Source organism: Actinomyces acetigenes, assembly GCF_031296635.1.
GTDB classification, from domain to species: Bacteria; Actinomycetota; Actinomycetes; order Actinomycetales; family Actinomycetaceae; genus Actinomyces; species Actinomyces acetigenes.
Window position 1 is genome coordinate 107,716 of sequence record NZ_JASPFC010000007.1, and the last position, 18,305, is coordinate 126,020.

Annotated in this window: 15 protein-coding genes and 1 tRNA gene; 3 read left to right on the top strand and 13 right to left on the bottom strand. The window is 68.7% G+C overall.

Features of this window, described 5'->3' with window-relative positions; translation table 11 throughout:
- Positions 1 to 229 precede the first annotated feature (229 nt).
- The 5 genes from RIV14_RS04470 to RIV14_RS04490 form a co-directional block, all read right to left on the bottom strand.
- Positions 230 to 1,675, bottom strand: coding sequence for an MFS transporter (locus tag RIV14_RS04470; RefSeq protein ID WP_075372378.1), 1,446 nt, complete (start codon positions 1,673 to 1,675; stop codon positions 230 to 232).
- A 61-nt stretch (positions 1,676 to 1,736) separates the two neighbouring features.
- Positions 1,737 to 2,582 carry an IspD/TarI family cytidylyltransferase gene (locus RIV14_RS04475; RefSeq protein WP_075372379.1) on the bottom strand — a complete coding sequence of 282 codons (846 nt, stop codon included), beginning with the start codon at positions 2,580 to 2,582 and terminating at the stop codon, positions 1,737 to 1,739.
- A 52-nt stretch (positions 2,583 to 2,634) separates the two neighbouring features.
- On the bottom strand, positions 2,635 to 3,117 hold the full coding sequence (locus RIV14_RS04480) for a CarD family transcriptional regulator (protein ID WP_003779424.1): 483 nt from the start codon (positions 3,115 to 3,117) through the stop codon (positions 2,635 to 2,637).
- Positions 3,118 to 3,260: 143 nt separating this feature from the next.
- On the bottom strand, positions 3,261 to 3,992 hold the full coding sequence (locus tag RIV14_RS04485; RefSeq protein ID WP_081379575.1) for a response regulator transcription factor: 732 nt from the start codon (positions 3,990 to 3,992) through the stop codon (positions 3,261 to 3,263).
- A 95-nt stretch (positions 3,993 to 4,087) separates the two neighbouring features.
- Positions 4,088 to 5,323: a sensor histidine kinase gene (locus tag RIV14_RS04490; RefSeq protein WP_075372381.1), complete on the bottom strand. Its 1,236-nt coding sequence runs from the start codon at positions 5,321 to 5,323 to the stop codon at positions 4,088 to 4,090.
- A 202-nt stretch (positions 5,324 to 5,525) separates the two neighbouring features.
- On the opposite strand from RIV14_RS04490, the gene phoU reads away from it, so the two are divergent.
- Positions 5,526 to 6,206 carry a phosphate signaling complex protein PhoU gene (gene phoU, locus RIV14_RS04495; RefSeq protein ID WP_075372382.1) on the top strand — a complete coding sequence of 227 codons (681 nt, stop codon included), beginning with the start codon at positions 5,526 to 5,528 and terminating at the stop codon, positions 6,204 to 6,206.
- A gap of 90 nt (positions 6,207 to 6,296) precedes the next feature.
- Here the strand turns inward: phoU and RIV14_RS04500 are convergent, their stop codons facing one another.
- The 3 genes from RIV14_RS04500 to RIV14_RS04510 all read right to left on the bottom strand — a co-directional run bounded on the left by RIV14_RS04500 (position 6,297) and on the right by RIV14_RS04510 (position 8,310).
- A complete protein-coding gene (locus tag RIV14_RS04500) occupies positions 6,297 to 7,034 on the bottom strand; it encodes a phosphoglyceromutase (RefSeq protein ID WP_075372383.1) in 738 nt (245 codons plus the stop codon).
- 263 nt (positions 7,035 to 7,297) lie between these two features.
- Positions 7,298 to 7,627, bottom strand: a complete 330-nt coding sequence (locus tag RIV14_RS04505) for a histone-like nucleoid-structuring protein Lsr2 (RefSeq protein ID WP_070659414.1) — start codon at positions 7,625 to 7,627, stop codon at positions 7,298 to 7,300.
- Positions 7,628 to 8,237: 610 nt separating this feature from the next.
- Positions 8,238 to 8,310, bottom strand: a tRNA-Thr gene (locus tag RIV14_RS04510).
- Positions 8,311 to 8,632: 322 nt separating this feature from the next.
- Here RIV14_RS04510 and RIV14_RS04515 point away from each other — a divergent pair.
- Both RIV14_RS04515 and RIV14_RS04520 read left to right on the top strand, forming a co-directional pair.
- Positions 8,633 to 9,952, top strand: a complete 1,320-nt coding sequence (locus tag RIV14_RS04515) for an amino acid permease (RefSeq protein ID WP_081381832.1) — start codon at positions 8,633 to 8,635, stop codon at positions 9,950 to 9,952.
- Between the two features lie 19 nt (positions 9,953 to 9,971).
- Positions 9,972 to 10,970, top strand: coding sequence for an asparaginase (locus tag RIV14_RS04520; protein ID WP_075372384.1), 999 nt, complete (start codon positions 9,972 to 9,974; stop codon positions 10,968 to 10,970).
- Between the two features lie 130 nt (positions 10,971 to 11,100).
- On the opposite strand, the gene RIV14_RS04525 is transcribed toward RIV14_RS04520, so the two are convergent.
- The 5 genes from RIV14_RS04525 to RIV14_RS04545 all read right to left on the bottom strand — a co-directional run.
- A complete protein-coding gene (locus tag RIV14_RS04525; RefSeq protein ID WP_143224201.1) occupies positions 11,101 to 12,765 on the bottom strand; it encodes an alpha/beta hydrolase in 1,665 nt (554 codons plus the stop codon).
- A gap of 30 nt (positions 12,766 to 12,795) precedes the next feature.
- Positions 12,796 to 14,526: an alpha/beta hydrolase gene (locus RIV14_RS04530; RefSeq protein ID WP_309324932.1), complete on the bottom strand. Its 1,731-nt coding sequence runs from the start codon at positions 14,524 to 14,526 to the stop codon at positions 12,796 to 12,798.
- 194 nt (positions 14,527 to 14,720) lie between these two features.
- The gene (locus RIV14_RS04535) at positions 14,721 to 16,310 is read right to left on the bottom strand and encodes an alpha/beta hydrolase (RefSeq protein ID WP_075372387.1); all 1,590 of its coding nucleotides are present in this window, start codon (positions 16,308 to 16,310) and stop codon (positions 14,721 to 14,723) included.
- 144 nt (positions 16,311 to 16,454) lie between these two features.
- Positions 16,455 to 17,039, bottom strand: a complete 585-nt coding sequence (locus RIV14_RS04540; RefSeq protein ID WP_075372388.1) for a hypothetical protein — start codon at positions 17,037 to 17,039, stop codon at positions 16,455 to 16,457.
- A gap of 122 nt (positions 17,040 to 17,161) precedes the next feature.
- On the bottom strand, positions 17,162 to 18,305 hold a 1,144-nt coding region (locus RIV14_RS04545), incomplete at its 5' end, for a DNA polymerase III subunit delta' (RefSeq protein WP_309324934.1).

The window sequence follows — 18,305 nt, forward strand, 5'->3', positions numbered from 1 at the left end:
ACTCCAGGTAGGTGGGGCCTTCGTGCAGTACACACAACCCGCGGCCAGTAGATCCCCACCCTCGTGGAGTAGGCCGGTTCGGGGCACAGGCGGGCCGGGGTGAGGGCGCTCGGCTTCGGCGCCGAGGAGGGCCTCGCCGTGATGAAGCGCCTCGCGTTCGTAGGGTAGGTCGCGAGTTCGTACCCTGAACCCCCGAACGCGCGGCACAAGGGACGAACGCGACGGCGGCCTACGCGGCCGACTCCTCCTCGGCGACGGGGTCGCCCACGCGCAGCATGAGGAGCAGCCCCATGGCCAGCACCGCGACGATCCCGAGGATCCCCCAGTAGTTCGCGCCCGGCCCGACCAGGCGCGTCCCCAGGTAGATGAAGATGCCGTACATCGCGGGCGCCATGAAGGAGACCGCCCGCCCGGTGGTCGCGTAGAGCCCGAAGATCTCTCCCTCCTGCCCCTCGGGGATGAGGCGGGCCAGGAAGGAACGGGCGGCCGACTGGGCCGGCCCCACGCAGGCCGACAGGAGCAGGCCCAGCACCCAGAAGGCCACGGCCCCGGCGGTGTGCAGGAAGAACACCAGCAGTCCGGCCACCACCAGGATGATGAGGCTGGCCATGATGACGTTGCGTGGCCCGAAGCGGTCATCGAGCCGCCCGGCCCAGATGGTGGCGATGCCGGCCACGATGTTGGCCACGATGGCGAAGATGATGACGTCGCCCGATGAGAAGCCGAAGGTGTTCTGGGCGATGATGCCGCCGTAGGTGAAGACCCCTGCCAGCCCGTCCCTGAAGACGGCGGCGGCCAGCAGGAACCACAGCAGGCGCGGCTGGAAGTTGTGCAGGTAGAGCAGGGTGCGCCACAGCAGCTTGTAGGAGGTCAGGATCGACTCCTTGCGCCTGCCCTGGTGGGAGACGGCCTCCACCGGCTCAGCCTCCATGGCGGCCCGGTCCCGTCCCGGTTCAGCGGTCGTCATCCCCTCGCTGACCTCCCCGACGTCCTCGGCGCGGGAGCGCCCGAGCCTGCGGGAGCGGTTGATGAGGACGGGAAGTGCGGACAGGCCGAACCAGGCCGCTGACACGAGCATGGCGACGCGCACCCCCATCCCGCTTCCGGCCGAGAAGGAGACCAGGGGGCTCGGCCCCACGAGAGCGACGTAGAGGATGAGCAGCAGGACGATGCCGCCGAGGTAGCCCATCCCCCACCCCAGGCCGCTGACGGCACCGATGCGGTCCTTGGAGGCCAGGTGGTTGAGGATGGCGTTGTAGTTGACCGAGGCCAGCTCGAAGAAGATGTTGCCGATCCCCAGCAGGACGATGCCGAACCACAGGTAGCCGGGTTCAGGTCGTACCAGGAACAGGGCCGCCGAGACCGCCACCACCACCGCGGTGTAGCCCCCGAGCCAGAAGACGGTCCGCCCGCCTCGGTCCGAGCGCTGCCCGGTCACCGGCGCCAGCAGGGCGATGAACAGCCCGGCGATGGCCAGCCCGAGGGACAGCGCCGACTCGTTGTCCGCCTTGGCCCCGAAGGAGTCGCTGACCAGGTAGACGGTGAAGACGAAGGTGGTGATGACCGCGTTGAAGGCCGCCGACCCCCAGTCCCACAGGCCCCAGGCGATGACGGGCCAGGACAGGAGCCGGGTGCGGGAGCCGGCCTGCGTCGGAGCAGTCACTGTCGTGCTCATGGGAGAGACGATAGAACCATCCGGGCCGGCAGCGGTACCGAAAGGGGAACAGACCTGATTGTCAGTTCTCCCCACTGGCCTGCGCAGGGCGCCTCCCCCCGGCGAACCGCTGTTCCAGGAGCAGCTCGGCCAGGGCCAGATCCATCGGCGTGGTCACCTTCATGGCGCGCTCGTCACCGGCGACGACGACGACGCTGCCGCCGCAGGCCTCAACGAGGCCGGCGTCGTCGGAGGCGGCGAGCGCCTCGTCTCCGGCCCGCCCGGCCCCGGCCCGGTGGGCGGCGACGAGCACGGGGGTCGAGAATCCCTGGGGGGTCTGGACCGCCCGGAGCCGGTCGCGTCGGGGGGTGCCGACGACGGGCTCGGGCTCCCCCTCCCGGCGGGGCTCGACCTCCTTGACGGTATCGGTCACGGGCAGCGCCGGGACCACGGCCTCGTGTCCGGCCCGCACGGCGGCGACCACCCGCTGCGTCACCTCCGGGGGCGTCAGCGCCCGCGCGGCGTCGTGGACGATGACGACGTCGGCCTGCGGCACGGCGGCCAGGGCCGCTGCAAGCCCCAGGGCCACGGAGGCCTGCCTGGATCGGGGAGAGCCGGCAACAACCTCGATCCCGCCGCATCGTCCCGCCACGGCCCCGGCCGATGCGTCCAGCAGGCCCTCGAGCTCGGCGCGGAACCGGTCGACCTCCTCAGCGGGGGCGGTGACGACGACGTGGCTGACGGCGCCCGAGGCGACGAGCCCGGCCGCCGCCCGCCGCAGGAGGCTGACGCCGCCCACCGGGACGAGGGCCTTGGGGACCCCGGCGCCCAGGCGGGAGCCGGAGCCCGCCGCGGTGAGAACGGCGACCGCCCCACCCGGAGCAGACTCGGGCGGGGCGGATGCTTGGGATGAAGGGCTGGTGCTCACGGGCAGGACGCTACCGCGTCCTCGACAACCTGAGCACGAGCGCTGCGCGGTACTAGGACGCGAGAACCTCGTCCAGGCGGGACTCGGCCTCCTCCTCGGGAGTCTTCTGGGCCAGGGCCAGCTCGGAGACGAGAATCTGGCGGGCCTTGGCGAGCATGCGCTTCTCGCCGGCAGACAGGCCGCGGTCCGTGTCACGACGGGAGAGATCCCGCACGACCTCGGCAACCTTGATGACATCCCCGGAGGCGATCTTCTCCTGGTTGGCCTTGAAACGGCGAGACCAGTTCGTGGGCTCCTCGGTCAGCGGCGCCCGCAGCACCTCGAAGACCTTTTCCAAACCGGTCTCATCAACCACGTCACGGACGCCGATGAGCTCAACGCTTTCGGCGGGAACCAAGATGGTCAGGTCACCCTGGGCCACCTCGAGCTGCAGATACGTCTTCTCCTCACCGCGTACCTTGCGCTGCCGGATATCAATGATCCGGGCGGCCCCGTGGTGCGGGTAGACGACAGTCTCACCGACTTCATAGGTCATAAGGATGACTCTCCAGACTGGTTTGCGGATCTCTAGTTTATCAGGTCATTCCGCGCAAAGATCGGGGACGTATCTCACAGAGGTCACGGCGGGCGCGGCCCGGGACCGGCGGCGAGAACTGCGGTGCCACCCGCAATGGAGAATCAGTGCTCAGAATCCCCGTCCAGGCGATAGCCGAGCCCCCTGACCGTGGTGATGAGAACCGGTTTGGAGGCGTCGGCCTCAATCCTGCCGCGAAGCCGTTTGACATGGACGTCCAGAGTTTTCGTGTCGCCCTCGTAATCGGGCCCCCACAGGCGCTCCAGGATCTGGTTGCGGGTGAGCACGCGGCCGGGGTGACGCAGAAACAGCTCCAGGAGCTCGAACTCCCGCAACGGCATGGCGACCACCTCGCCGTTGACCCTGACCTCGTGGCGCTCGACGTCCATCCGCACCCCGCCGGCGACCAGCACCGGCTCGGGCTCCGGGGCGGCCGCACGGCTACGACGCAGGACCGCCTTGAGGCGCGCCAGGAGCTCCCGGTAGGAGTAGGGCTTGGTGACATAGTCGTCGGCCCCGATCTCCAGGCCGACGATCTTGTCCAGCTCGGTGTCCTTGGCGGTGAGCATGATGACCGGCACGGAGGAGGAGCGCCGGATCCGGGTGCACACCTCGATCCCGTCCAGGCGGGGCAGCATGAGGTCCAGCAGGACCAGATCGATGGGGCCGACGCCGCCGGGGCGCCGGGAGGCCTCGAAGATCTCGACGGCGCGCTGGCCGTCCTCGGCCTCAACCACCTCGAAGCCGTCACGCCGCAGGCCGAAGGCGAGTGGGTCGCGGAAGTTCTCCTCGTCCTCGACCAGGAGGATCCGCATTGGGCCGCTCACCGGCGTCATCGACGACGCGGCCGGTGCACCGGAGGGGGCGGGCGCCCCCGCACCCGACGCCGCACCAGCCTCTGCGCCCGTCCCTGCGGAGCGCTCTGCCGGGCTCATGACCCGCTCCCGGGGGTGTGCTCCGCTGCGACGTCGGCGGGCTGGTCCTGGACCGGACCAGCCCCGACCGACTCGCCCTTCACCGGTTCGCCCTCGCCCAGGCGCGGCAGCACGAGGGTGAAGGTGGAGCCGCGTCCCGGGGCGGACCACAGCTCGACGGTGCCGCCGTGGTCGGCGGCCACGTGCTTGACGATACTCAGACCCAGGCCGGTGCCCCCGGTGGCGCGCGAGCGGGCCTTGTCGACGCGGTAGAAGCGCTCGAAGACGCGCTCCTGCTCCTCCTTGGGGATGCCGATGCCCTGGTCGACCACGGCGATGCGCACGATGTCGGGGTCCTCCGCGTCCAGCGAGACGCCCACCGAGACCCGGGTGCGCGGCTCGGAGTAGCGGATGGCGTTGTCCAGCAGGTTGCGCACGGCGGTGGTGATGAGGGCGGCGTCGCCGCGCACCCGCAGTCCCTTGGTTCCGCCGGCCACGAGGGCAATCTGGCGGCCGTCGGCCTCGACGCGCACCCGGTCCACGGCCTCGGCGACGACGTCGTCGATGTCGACGACCTCGGGCTCGGCCAGGGCGTCACCCTCCTGGAGGCGGGTGAGCTCGATGATCTCCTGGACCAGGACGCCCAGGCGGCGGGCCTCCTTGCGCATGCGCCCGGAGTAGTCGCGCACGAAGTCGGGGTCGTCGGCGCCGGCCTCGACGGTCTCGGCGAGCAGCTGGATCGCGCCGACCGGGGTCTTGAGCTCGTGGGAGACGTTGGCGACGAAGTCGCGACGCATGGCCTCCACCCGGCGGGCGGCGGTGTGGTCCTCGATGAGGATGAGGACGCGCCCCTGGCCGATGCCGGCCGCGCGCACCTGCAGGTGGAACTGGCCCGCGCCCGGCACCCTCCCCCGGGCCACGGTGACGGCCGCGTCCTGCGCCTGGCCTGAGGCGCGCACGCGCCCCACCATCGCCGCCACGGTCGGCTCGATGACGGCGTCGTCGCGCACGATGTTGAAGGTGTAGGCCGACGCCGAGGCGCGCAGGACCTCGTCGTCGTCATCGAGGACGACGACTGTCGAGCGCAGTGCCGCCAGCACCGGGACGGCCGTGTCGGTCCCGGCCAGGCCTGCCAGGTCTGCGGCGCTCGTGGCCGCCCTGCGCTCGCGCCGGGACAGCGCAACACCGATCGCCGCCCCCAGGCACGTGAAAGCGGCGGCGGCGAGGAGGAGAACGATGACGGTCAGGCCCACGCCTCTAGGGTAGTTGAGCCCCGACGGCACCCACCGGCCGGCACCGCCTGTGGGCGTGCCGCTTGCGGCGGCGTCGCAGGGCTGCTGTGCTTAGGGACAACATCCTTGGCGGCGGCCTCGACCGGATCGTCGAGCAGCGCCGCCCCGCCACCTCACCGACCGGCCCGAGCCATCGGTCCTCGCCCGGAACAGGAGCAACCTCATGCGCGCCATCTTCAACCAGGAGCTCAAGCAGCTGGGCTCCGACCTCGAGTCCATGGCCAACCAGGTCGCCACCGCGATCGAGCGGGCCGCGGAGTCCCTGCGCCAGGGGGACATCGTCATCGCCGAGCAGGTGATCGACGCCGACGAGCGCATCAACGACCTCCAGCGCGACATCGACGACCTGTGCGTCATGCTGCTGGCCCGCCAGCAGCCGGTGGCCGGGGACCTGCGCAACGTCCTGTCCGCGCTGCGCATGGCCCAGACCCTGGAGCGCCAGGGCGACCTGGCTCGCCACGTGGCGGCCATCGCCCGCGGCCGCTACCCCGAGCCACCGCTGCCCGAGCCGGTCCTGGGACTCATCCTGGAGATGGCGGACCTGGCGGTGCGCGCCGGCAGGGACGTCGCCCGCCTCATCTCGACGCGGGACCTGGAGCTGGCCTCCGTCATTCAGACCAACGACGCCGAGCTCGACGCCCTGCACCGTCGTTCCTTCCAGATGATCCTGGACCCGGCTCACGACCTGAGCCGCCAGCAGGTCATTGACGCCGTCCTCATGGGCCGTTTCCTGGAGCGCTTCGGCGACCACTCCACCTCGGTGGCCAGCCGCGTGGCCTACCTCGTCTCGGGAGCCTCCATGCCCGAGACGCATGACGCCGAGGACGCTGACGCGCTCCACTGAGCACTTGGAGCCGACGAGACGGGCGGCGCCGGACCTTCCTTGGGGTCCGACGCCGCCCGCGTCATTGAGGGTGCGGCAGGTCGCCGGGGCTCACTTGCCCTGGTTGGCCACTGCTGCGATCTTGGCCTCGGCCTCGGGGTCGAGGTAGCGGCCGCCCTTCTTGAGCGGCTTGAGGGTCTCCTCGTCGAGCTCGTAGACCAGCGGGATCCCGGTGGGGATGTTGACGCCGGCGATGTCGTCGTCGGAGATGTCGTCGAGGTGCTTGACGATGGCGCGCAGCGAGTTGCCGTGGGCGGCGATCATGACGGTCTTGCCGGTCTTGATCTCGGGGACGACGGTGCCCTCCCAGTAGGGCAGGAGGCGCTCGAGAACGTCCTTGAGGCACTCGGTGGCGGGGATGGGCTCACCGGCGTAGCGGGGGTCGGCATCCTGGGAGAACTCCGAGCCGGCCTTGATGGCCGGCGGCGGCACGTCGTAGGAGCGGCGCCACTGCATGAACTGCTCCTCTCCGTACTCGTCCCGGATCTCCTTCTTGTTCTTGCCCTGCAGGGCGCCGTAGTGGCGCTCGTTGAGGCGCCAGCTGCGCTCCACCGGGATCCAGTGGCGGTCCGCGGCGTCCAGGGAGAGGTTGGCGGTCATGATGGCGCGACGCAGCATCGAGGTGAAGAGCTTCTCGGGGAGGACACCTGCCTCCTTGAGGAGCTCACCACCGTGGACGGCCTCGGCGCGGCCCTTGTCTGACAGCGGGACATCGACCCAGCCGGTGAAGAGGTTCTTCGCGTTCCATTCGCTCTCGCCGTGGCGGAGCAGTACGAGGGTGTAAGCCATGGCCCTATCCTGCCAGGATCGCGGGCATGGCGCGAGGCCTAAGAAGGGCGATCTCAGCGGGTGAGGGCGCGAGCGCATCGGCCCGAAGGCACCGCTCGCAGCGATAACGCCCGTTCACGGAGCGAATTCACGTATTGAAAACACTACGGCTCTGGTGGTGCGCCTGAGCGTACAACCAGAGCCGTAGTGCGAGGTGGCAATCAGCTCGAGAATAACTCGATGCGGGGTGCCGGCCTCATGTGAGCCAGGCACCCCATGTTCCCTCAGTTGCCGGGGTTGACCTCGTAGTAGGCCTTGCGCACCTCAGCGGAGACGCGACCGCGGTCAGAAACCTCAAGGCCCTGCTCGCGGGCCCACTCGCGAATCTTCTGAGTGTCAGAAGGACCGCTGGAACGACGACGACCGGAGCTGCGACGGCCGCCGGTGCGACGAGCCTTTCCGACCCATTCCTCAAGGGACTCACGAAGAGCAGCTGCGTGCTCGTCGTTCAGGTCGATCTCGTAGGTGACACCGTCAAGGGCGAAGGTGACGGTCTGATTGGCCTCGGACCCGTCGACATCGTCGACGAGGATGACCTGAGTCTTCTGTGCCATGATTCCTCATTCTGAGTGGAGGGAGCGGGTCTGAAGGATGTATCCCGCTGCGGACAACGTTAGATTAAACAATAGTTGCCCTCAATGCAACACGGCTTTTCGCCACCCTCATTACCAGCCACCCGCCCTCCCCAATCACACAGCGATGCGCGCCGCCATACCACCCTGAACACCTTGATGACTGAGACGAAAACTGTGAAAGCACTGAGGTCCCCTTTGGAGATCCCCACGAGACCTGGCGGAACAATCCAGGCACGACACCCCCCTCGCCTCCGGCCGCATAGAGGTATCCAACGATCAGTCAATCCGAGACAGCCAATCTCCCAGGCGACTCCCAGATAGCGGTGGGGGATTCTCTCAGCCGGAAGAGAATGCCTGCGTCACCACAGCTCCCACCCTGAGGTCACATCACGTCGAGCTGGAAGAATCCGCCCCGTTGGAGCCATGGCCCGGCCGGTCACTGGGCGACGAAGGAATTCGGCCACACGGTCATCCCAGAAACCCACAACCGCTGTAGCCACCAGATGTGCCGGAGGGCACATCGACAGGCCGCGGGTGAGGCGCCCGGTACCTGAAAGCCCCGGAAGGCATTACCTCCCGGGGCTGATCGAGCCGCCTGTGGGAATCGAACCCACGACCTATTCATTACGAGTGAATCGCTCTGCCGACTGAGCTAAGGCGGCGCTGGCACAAGCAGCAGAGCCGAACATACCGGCCCTGCGGTCACCACCGCAATCCAGCACCGCAAGGAGAACCGTGTTCCTCGACACAGTCAACCGCCCTCCTCACCGCATCACAACCGCCGCTGAAGCTGAAGACGGAGGCCCTTCTCAGGCCCCAGAACCCCCTGGTTCCCCCGACTCAGCACGGGATCGCGATGGCAGGAGGGCACATTCGGGACAGGCGTGCGACTGAGCGCAGCAGCCGCCCCGCGTCACCTGAACCAATCGGGCCCGGTATTCTCCGCACGTCATTCAACAGGTCTTCCTCTCCGTAAGGATCTCTATGAGCGAGTCTCCATCCAGCCACTCCCCCACCTCTCCATCACCGCACTCGGGTGCTTCGTCGTCATCCTCACGCACTTCCCAGCCCGACCAGATCCGGGACCGCGGCGACGCCGGGTACAACAAGTCGTTGAAGAACCGCCACCTGCAGATGATCGCCATTGGCGGCTCCATCGGCACGGGCCTTTTCATGGGGGCCGGCGGCCGACTCAAGGACGGCGGGGCGGGACTGATGTTCGCCTATGCCGTCTGTGGAATCTTCGCCTTCCTCATGGTGCGTGCTCTGGGTGAGCTCGCCATCCGCAGGCCTTCCTCCGGCGCATTCGTCTCCTACGCCCGTGAGTTCCTCGGTGAGAAGGGCGCCTACATCACCGGCTGGTTCTTCTTCCTGGACTGGTCAGTCACTGTGATGGCCGACATCACGGCCGTGGCCAACTATCTCCACTACTGGACGGCTCTGAAGGTTGTCCCGCAGTGGGTCTTCGCGCTCATCGCGCTCGTCCTGGTCTTCATCCTCAACATGCTCAACGTCAAGATGTTCGGTGAGGCGGAGTTCTGGTTCGCGCTCATCAAGGTCGCCGCCATCGTGTCCTTCATGGTGGTGGCCATCGTCGCCATTGTTCTCGGGCTTCACACCGGAACGGACCCCCACGGAGGCGCGATCACCGCAGGGGCCCACAACATCATCGGAAACGGTGGCTTCTTCCCCAAGGGATTCCCGATCGTCTTCGCCCTGACCCTCGGCGTGGTCTTCGCCTTCGGCGGCACGGAGATGGTGGGCGTGGCCGCAGGTGAGGCGAGGGAGGCCGAGAAGATCCTGCCCAAGGCGATCAACTCGATGATTCTGCGTATCTTCGTCTTCTACGTCGGCTCGGTCATGCTGCTGGCGCTGGTCCTGCCCTACACCTCCTACCTGAAGGATCAGTCGCCCTTCGTCACCTTCTTCTCCGGGATCGGTGTGCCTTATGCCGGTGACATCATTCAGGCCGGCATCGGCATCGCTGGGACCTGGGGAGCCATCCTCGTCACCCACCTCGCCTTCCTACGCCGGGTGAAGGAGGGCAAGGAGGTGCGCCCGGCCTACCGGATGCCGGGCGCCCCCTGGACCAACTACGCGGCCCTGGCCTTCTTCACCGTCGTTATCGTCTCGAACGTAGCCGACCCGGCCGGACAGCAGACTCTGGGCCTGTTCGCCATCGTCATCGGCATGATGGTGGCGGGCTGGTACGCGGTACGGGGACGTATCCGGGGCGACCTGCTCGACGAAGTCCTCGCCGACGAGGTGGGCGGGGCCGCATCCGCCTCGTCGTACGAGGCCTGAACGGTAGGAGGCTGAGCACATGCGCGTTCACATCATCTACACCGGGGGCACCATCGGGATGGTGGACTCCCCTCACGGCCTCGTGCCCGGCGCGGATCTGGAGGGGTGGCTCGACTCACTGCTGGCGGGCACGCCCCTGGCGCGCTCGGTGACGGTGACCTCACTGGCCCCGCTCATCGACTCCTCGAACGCCACCCCACTGTCCTGGCAGGCGATCGTGGACGACCTGCACGCCCACGCCGCGGCCGACCCGCAGACCGCCTTCGTCATCCTGCACGGTACCGACACGATGGCCTACACCAGCGCCGCCCTGTCCTATGCGCTGACGGATCTGAGCGTTCCGGTCGTCATCACCGGTTCCCAGCTCCCGCTCGGAGAGCTGGGAAGCGACGCCGCGGCGAACGTCACCGGGGCGCTCCAGGCCGCCACCTCCGGGCGCCACAGCGGGGTGGCACTGTTCTTCGGTCATCGGCTCCTGGCCGGAAACCGGGTAACGAAGTCCTCCTCGTGGGCCTTCACCGGTTTCGAGTCCCCCAACGCGGCCCCTCTGGCCACCACTGGCGCCCCGTGGCAGTGGGCGCAGGCTGCGTCGCCGGGTATCGGCTGGAAGGACGCCGCCCCCTACACCCGCCACGACGTCGTCGTGATCGACCTGGTCCCGGGCATCACCGCGGCCCGCCTGGAGGCGCTGCTGACGCCGCTGCCCGAGGCCGTGATCCTGCGGGCCTTCGGAGTCGGCAACGTGCCCTCCCAGGAGCCGGGGCTGACCGACGTCGTCGAACGGGTGATCGCCGCCGGGACGGCCGTCATCATGACCTCCCAGTGCCACGAGTCCCAGGTCCTCCTGGGGCACTACGAAGCCGGGGACGCACTTGCCCGAAGTGGCGCCGTCGGCAGCCGCGACATGACCCTGGAGGCCGCCTACGCCAAGACCCAGTTCCTGCTCTCGCAGGGACTGGCGGGAGACGATCTGGCTCACTGGATGGGACGGTCCATCGCCGGAGAGCTGAGCCAGTGAGTCGGACGCTCCGGAGCCCCGCAGCGCCGGTGCGGCTCGGTTGAGGAATCGGCCCCGGACGACATTCACGTCGTCCAGGGCCGGTCTCATGGCCTGCGGGAACCGGTCGGGCCGGCCTGCCTGGCGATGGTCAGCAGGTGAGCCCCTTGTCCGGCATCGTCCCGTTGAGCAGGTAGGTGTCCACGGCCTTCTTGACGCAGTCGTTGGAGCGTCCGTAGGCGGTGTGCCCGTTGCCCTTCCAGGTCAGGAGCTGACCGGACTCGAGCTGATCGGCCAGCGCCTGGGACCAGGCGTAGGGGGTGGCCGGGTCCCCGGTGGTGCCCACCACGAGGATCGGTGCGGCACCGGAGGCCGTGATCTTCTCTCGCTTGCGGCTCGATGTGTGGCCCCAGCCCTGGCAGTAGGCGTCGGGGTAGAGCAGCTGGGAGCCGAAGGTGGGTGAGGCCTCATTGACGGCCTTGGCGTTCTCCTCCCAAGAGGCGTTGTCCCCCTGGACCGGGTAGTCCAGGCAGTTGACCGCCATGAGGGCCTCGGCGCCGTTATTGGAGTAGGTACCGTCGCTCTGGCGGGAGGAGACGAGGTCGGCGATGGCCAGCAGCGCGCTTCCATCCGGCTTCCCCACCTTGCCCATCGCCTGGGACAGCGCCAGGGTGAGGGAAGGCCACACCTGGGTCTGGTACATCGATCCCAGCACCCCGTAGACGGCCAGGTCGTAGGTCAGTGGCCGTTTGCTGTCGGAGGTCGGCAGCGGCGCCGTCTTCGTGGACTCGAGGAACTCGCGGACCTGGGAGACGCCGGAGTCGACGTCTCCGCTCAGGGGGCAGCCCAGCTTGGAGCTCTGGCAGTTCTCCACGTAGGCCCGCAGCGAGGCCTCGAAGCCCTTGGCCTGCCCCAGGGCCAGTTCCTCGGCGCTCAGGGAGGGGTCGACGGCACCGTCGAGGACCATACGACCAGTGTTGGCCGGGAACAGCTCAGCGTAGGTGGCCCCCAGGTAGGTGCCGTAGGAGAAGCCCAGGTAGGTCAGCGTCTGCTGGCCGTCAACCGCCCGCAGGATGTCAAGGTCCTTAGCGGCACTGATGGTGTCGATGTGGTCCAGGAGCCCCGCGGTGCTGGTCTTCGACGCGCAGGCCTCCCCCATCTTCTGAGCCCGCTCCTGGGTGGCCGTGGCCGAGGGGGTCGCCGGGTCGTTCGCCCCGGCTCGTTCGGCGTCGAGCTCGGCGTCGGTCAGGCAGTCGACCGCCGTGGAGGCGCCCACGCCGCGCGGGTCGAAGCCGACGACGTCGTAGGAGCCGGTGAGGTTCTTGGAGAAGTAGGAACCGGCGTTTTCGACCAGCTCGATGCCCGACCCTCCCGGCCCACCCGGGTTGATGAACAGTGAGCCGACCGATTCCCCGCCGGCGGCCCGCTTCTTCACTGCGATATCGATCGTCTCGCCGCCGGGGTTGTCGTAGTCCAGCGGCACCTTGACCTTGGCGCAGGTGAAGCCGGTGTCCTTGCCCGACTTCGCCTCACCCATTCCCTTCTTGTCGCAGGCGTACCAGGAGACTTTCTGGTTGTAGAAGCTCTCCAGCCCGGCCGGGACCGCTGCCGAGGCCGACGCCGTTGCCGGCGAGGCCTTGATGTCGGTGTCGTCCTGGCAGGCGGTCAGGCCCCCGCACGCCAGAAGCGCAGCGAGCGCCACGAGCAGCGGCTGGATACGAGGCCGAGGAGAGGTCGCAGTAGTCACGACGTGAACCTTATGCGGCCGTGCCGCCCGGGGCCTCCTCCTGGAGACGGAGTGGGGAGAAGTTCCCATCGAGGCCCCGGGGGCGGGGACGGTCCGGCGTCACTGTCCGTTCTTGCAGGTCAGGCCTTCCTCGGGCATGGTCCCTCTGGTGAGGTAGGTGTCGACGGCGTTGTGGATGCAAGCCCCCGAGCGCCCGTAGGCGGTGTGGCCGTTGCCCTCCCAGGTCAGGAGCCGACCGGAGGCGAGCTGAGCGGCCAGGGCCTGGGACCAGGCGTAGGGCGTGGCCGGGTCACCGGTGGTGCCCACCACCAGGATGGGGGCCGCCCCCTTGGCGTGGATGGGTGCGGGCTTGCGGGTCCCGTTGTGCCCCCAGGCCTGACAGCGCGCATCCTGGTTGCCCAAGGAGGCGCCGAAGGTTGGCGAGCTCTGGAGGATCTGCTGGTAGTCCTTCTCCCAGCTGGCCATGTCGCCCTGGACGGGGATGTCCTGGCAGTTGACGGCGTAGAAGGTCGGGGCGCTGCCGCCGGCCGTCGCCTTCCCGTAGAGCACCTGGATGTAGGAGCCGTCCTTCTGGGTGATGGCCTGGTCGAGGGCGTAGGTGAGGAAGGGCCAGTACTCGGAGGAGTACAGGAACCGACGGACGACGCTGCGGATCGTGCTGCCGTCCACGGTGACGTTCGGGTCCGCGGTCTTCAGCGGCGTCTTGTCGGCTGAGGCGATGAGGGACCGAACCTGCTGGACTCCGGCGTCGGCGTCACCGGTCAGGGGGCAGCTCTGGTTCTCCTGGACGGCCTGGCCGGACTGGCACTGCTGGACGTAGGTGCGCAGTGCGGTCTCGAAGCCCTTGGCCTGCCCGGCGGCCCGGTCCCCCAGTGACAGGGAAGGGTCAACGGCGCCGTCGAGGACCATGCGGCCGGTGTTGGCGGGGAAGAGCTCGGCGTAGTGAGCACCCAGGTAGGTGCCGTAGGAGAAGCCCAGGTAGTTGAGCTTCTGGTCCCCGGACAGCGCCCGCAGGACATCAAGATCCCGAGCCACCGAGACGGTGTCCACATGGTCGAGCAGACCGGCCGGCTTGGTGTGGGCGGCGCAGTTGGCCTCCTCCTGCTTGAAGTCCTTGGTGATCTCGTCGATCAGGGTCGGGAAACTAATGTTGCCCTCCGCACCGCCGTCGGCAGCAGGATTCTCAGCGTCCCGGAAGGGGGTGGGGTCGTCCCCGGCGGCGTCGGCGACGAGGGAGCCGGGTTGGGGGTCGTTGACACCCATGCCCCCCTGGGCGGCTTTGGCAGGCTGCTGGCCCGCGCCGTCGTCGCAGGTGATGGCGGTGGAGGAGCCGACGCCGCGGGGGTCGAAGCCGATGATGTCGTAGGCCTGGTTGAGAGTGGGCGAGAACTGTGCCTCGTTGCTCTCCACCATGTCTACTCCGGAGTAGCCGGGGCCGCCGGGGTTGACGAAGAGAGAACCCTGGCGCACCGAGCCGGTGGCCAGATGCTTCTTCATCGCGATCTCAATGGTCTGGCCATCGGGCTGGGAGTAGTCCAGCGGCACCTTGACCTTGGCGCACTGAAAACCGGTCCTGTCAGCAGACTTCGCCATACCACCAGTGGCCACGCAGTCGTACCACTCGACCTTCTGACCGTAGAAGGACTCCAGCCCCTTGGGCACCGCCGCCTTGGACGACGCAGCCGGGGCCGGCCCCGCAGCGGGCACCGCAGCAGCAGGAACCGCACCGGCCCCCACCCCCAGGCACACGCCCGCCACAGCCGCCAGCACCCCGGCGGACACCCGACGACGCCCTGGAGCGACTCGTCGCGGACCAGACAATTCATTCATGCTATTTTTCATAAACGTTATATTACAAACAGTAAACGGAACCTGTCCGCGTCATGGGCAGGCATGTGAGAGCAGAGAAGAACCGTGGTTGGGGCGTCTGTCTCCAGCGCCCCAACCACGGTGATGAGTACCCGCAGCACTCCTTGACGATCCTCAGTGGAGAGCTGGCAGGAGGGTGGCGGTTCCTTGAGGAGTCACTGCGTGCCGTGGCACGTCAGCCCCTTCTTGGGCATGGTGCCGGTGAGCAGATAGGTGTCGACCGCCTTGGTGACGCAGGGGCCGTGCCCGGAGTTCGCGTAAGCCGTGTGCCCATTGCCCTCCCAGGTGAGGAGCTGGCCGGAGTCCAGCTGATCGGCCAGGGCCACGGCCCACTCGTGCGGAGTGGCCGGGTCGCCGGTCGTTCCGATCACGAGGATCGGCGCGGCCCCCTTGGCGTGGAGCGCCTTGGGCGGCTGGGTGCCGGTGTGCCCCCAGGCCTGGCAGCCGAGGTCACCGGCCTCCGCGATAGTGGCGAAGCGGGGGGCGATCCTCTCCAGTTCCTCACTCTGCGCCTTCCAGGTGGCCATGTCGCCCTCGACCCGGTAGTCCAGGCAGTTGGTGCCGATCATCGCACCGGTGCTGACCACGGGCTGAGCGTCGAGCCGGCTCAGTATCGTCCTGAAGATCGAGGCGTCGTGCTCGTTGATGACCTGCGCCAGGGCCTCATTGCCAGTCCCCCAGGAAGTCTCCGGAGAATAGAGCAGAAGCGAGATCACCTGCTTCATGTCCTCGCCTGTCACCGGACGGTTCGGGTCCGAGGAGGGCACGGGCGACTGGTTGGCCGAGGTGAAGACGTCTCCGATCTGCTTGACGCCCGCGTCGGTGTCACCGGTGAGGGGGCAGTTCTGTCCCGACTGGCACCAGGCGACATAGTTGCGCAGCGCCCGTTCAAAGCCCAGGGCCTGCCCCTGCCTGCGCTCGTTGTAGGTCAGGCTGGGGTCCAGGGCGCCGTCGAGGACCATGCGGCCGGTGTTGGCCGGGAAGAGCTCGGCGTAGGTCGCCCCCAGGTAGGTGCCGTAGGAGAAGCCCGTGTAGTTGAGCTTCTGGTCCCCGGACAGGGCCCGCAGGACATCAAGATCCCGGGCCACCGAGACGGTGTCCACATGGTCGAGCAGCTCGGCAGGCTTGGTGTTCGCCGCGCAGCTGGCCTCGAACTGCTTGAACTGCGCGGAGATGGCGGCGGCTCGCTGCTCGAATGCCGTGGCGCCGTCTCCGGCAGTGACCGGGGCGGCCTCCGCCATCGCCGTCACCTCGGTGTCGGAGGTGCAGGTGATGGCGGTGGAGGAGCCGACGCCGCGGGGGTCGAAGCCGATGATGTCGTAGGCCTTCTGCACGCCGGCGAAGGTCGAGGTTGCCATCGTGCTGACGGCCTCCACCCCGGATCCACCGGGGCCGCCGGGGTTGATGAAGAGGGTGCCCTGGCGCACCGAGCCGGTGGCCAGGTGCTTCTTCATCGTGATCTCAATGGTCTGACCGCCGGGCTGGGAGTAGTCCAGCGGCACCTTGACCTTGGCGCACTGAAAACCGGTCTTGTCAGCCGACTTCTCCACCCCGGCAGTGGCCACGCAGTCGTACCACTCGACCTTCTGACCGTAAAAGGACTCCAGCCCCTTGGGCACCGCCGCCTTGGACGACGCAGCCGCAGCCGGAGCCGGCCCCGCAGCGGGCGCCGCAACAGCAGGAACCGCACCGGTCCCCACCCCCAGGCACACACCCGCCACAGCCGCCAGCACCCCAGCAGACACCCGATGGCGTCGAAGGCCACTCGAGCCTCTCGCCTCGTCCACGACCGCCGGCGAGGACCGATAAGGCCGATTCTTGGGAGGATGCTTCATTCTCGTTTCCATGAGCAGCATCATATGAACTGACCAGCCGGTGCATGATCCCTCTCAGGGATGAGATGGGCCGTTGCCTTCTCCCCCGCGAGTCCCGTTGTCCTCCGGGTCCTCGGCGGGCACCAGCCCCCAGGAGGCGGCCCAGGCCCAGAGCCGATCGAGCTCGTCCTCCATGAGGTAGCGAGCCCTGGGCTCGGTGAGTGCCCGAGTGGTCATTCCTCCCAGCACCACCGTGTCCGCCTCGCTGCGCACTGTCGCCTGCACGCTCGGGCCCGCACCACCGATGCGTCGAGCGGAACGGGTCTCCCGGGTGATGTCGAAGTCGTCCCGGGAGCCGGGCCAGGCGAGGTCGTAAGAGCGCAGCAGCGTCCTGCTGTGGATGCCGCTCCGGTCGAAGACGGTCCGCGGCCGCAGGGTCAGGTAGCCCACGAGCAGGCACAGTGTCGCCGCGGCGAAGCAGGCGAGCATCCCCCGCAGCTGCCCATAGGTCATGATCGCCAGCCCGATGCCCAGCCCCAGCAGGCCGACGGCAATGAGCCCCCAGGCGATGACCCGCTCCTGCGGGCTCGATCTGCGGATGATCGGCTCGAACCGAGCGGCGTGGCCGCCGCCCTCGGCCCCGGACTGTGTCACGGTCATGTCACGACTCTTGCACACCCGGCCGTGGCCGTCCTGGTTTTGGAGGTCGCGGCGGCAGCAGTCCAGGCCCGACGACGCGGCCTCATGCCATGCCCCGCCGCGGGTCGGGCGGGGCGGGGGACTCACCTTCCTTCGGCCTGGGGGCGCAACTGCACCATGAGGGCCTCGACGGCCAGCAGGGGGGCGGCGTTGGAGCGCAGGCGGCTGCGGCACTCCTCAATGGCAGCGATGCGGGCCAGGGACTGCTCGGGGCTCGTCGTGCGGGCGGCCTGGTCGACGGCCTCGGACAGGTCGAGGTTGACGCGCTCGACGTCGCTACCCATCTGGGTGGTGAGCACGTCACGGTAGAAGGACAGCAGGTCGATCATGGCCCGGTCCAGCACGTCGGTGCGGGCGCGCTTGGCGCGGCGCTTCTGGTCCTCCTCGAGCTGGCGGATCTGGGCGCGTAGGGCCGCCGGGATCTTCCCGTCGCCCTCCAGGCCGAGGGCGCGGGTGAGCTCGGCCTTCTCGCGGGCGTCGCGCTCGGCGGTGGCCTCCTTGGCCTCGGACTCGGTGGCCTCCACCAGGGAGGCGGCGGCCAGGACGGCGTCGCCGACGCTGCGCAGGGAGACCGGGGCGAGCAGGAGGCGGCGGCGCCGGTCCCAGGCGCCGGCGTCGGTGGCCAGGTGGCGGGCGAGCCCGATATGCGACTGGCTGGCGCGGGCGGCCCGGGCGGCCAGTTCGGGGTCGGCGTTGTCGCGGCGCACGAGGAGCTCGGCGACGGCGTCGGCCGGAGGGATCCGCAGCGTCACCAGGCGGCAGCGGGAGCGGATGGTGGGCAGGACGTCGTCGGCGCTGGGGGTGCACAGCAGCCAGACGGTCTGGGGCGGGGGCTCCTCGATGGACTTGAGCAGGACGTTGGTGGTGCGCTCGGCCATGCGGTCGGCGTCCTCGACGAGGATGACGCGCCAGCGTCCGGTCCAGGGGCGGCGTTGGGCCTCACCGATGAGGGTCTTGACCTCTTCCATGGTGATGATGAGCTTCTCGGTGGCCAGGCGCACGACGTCGGGGTGGGAGCCGGCCATGACGTCGCGGCAGGGCTTGCACTGCCCGCAGCCGGGCACCGGGCCGGTGCACTGCAGGGCGGCGGCGAAGGCGCGGGCGGCATTTGAGCGGCCCGATCCGGGCGGGCCGGTCACCAGCCAGGCGTGGGTCATGGCGAGCCCGGCCGACGCCGCTGTTGAGCCGGCTCCTCCGTCTCGTGCCGCCTCGGGGGCCAGGCCGGCG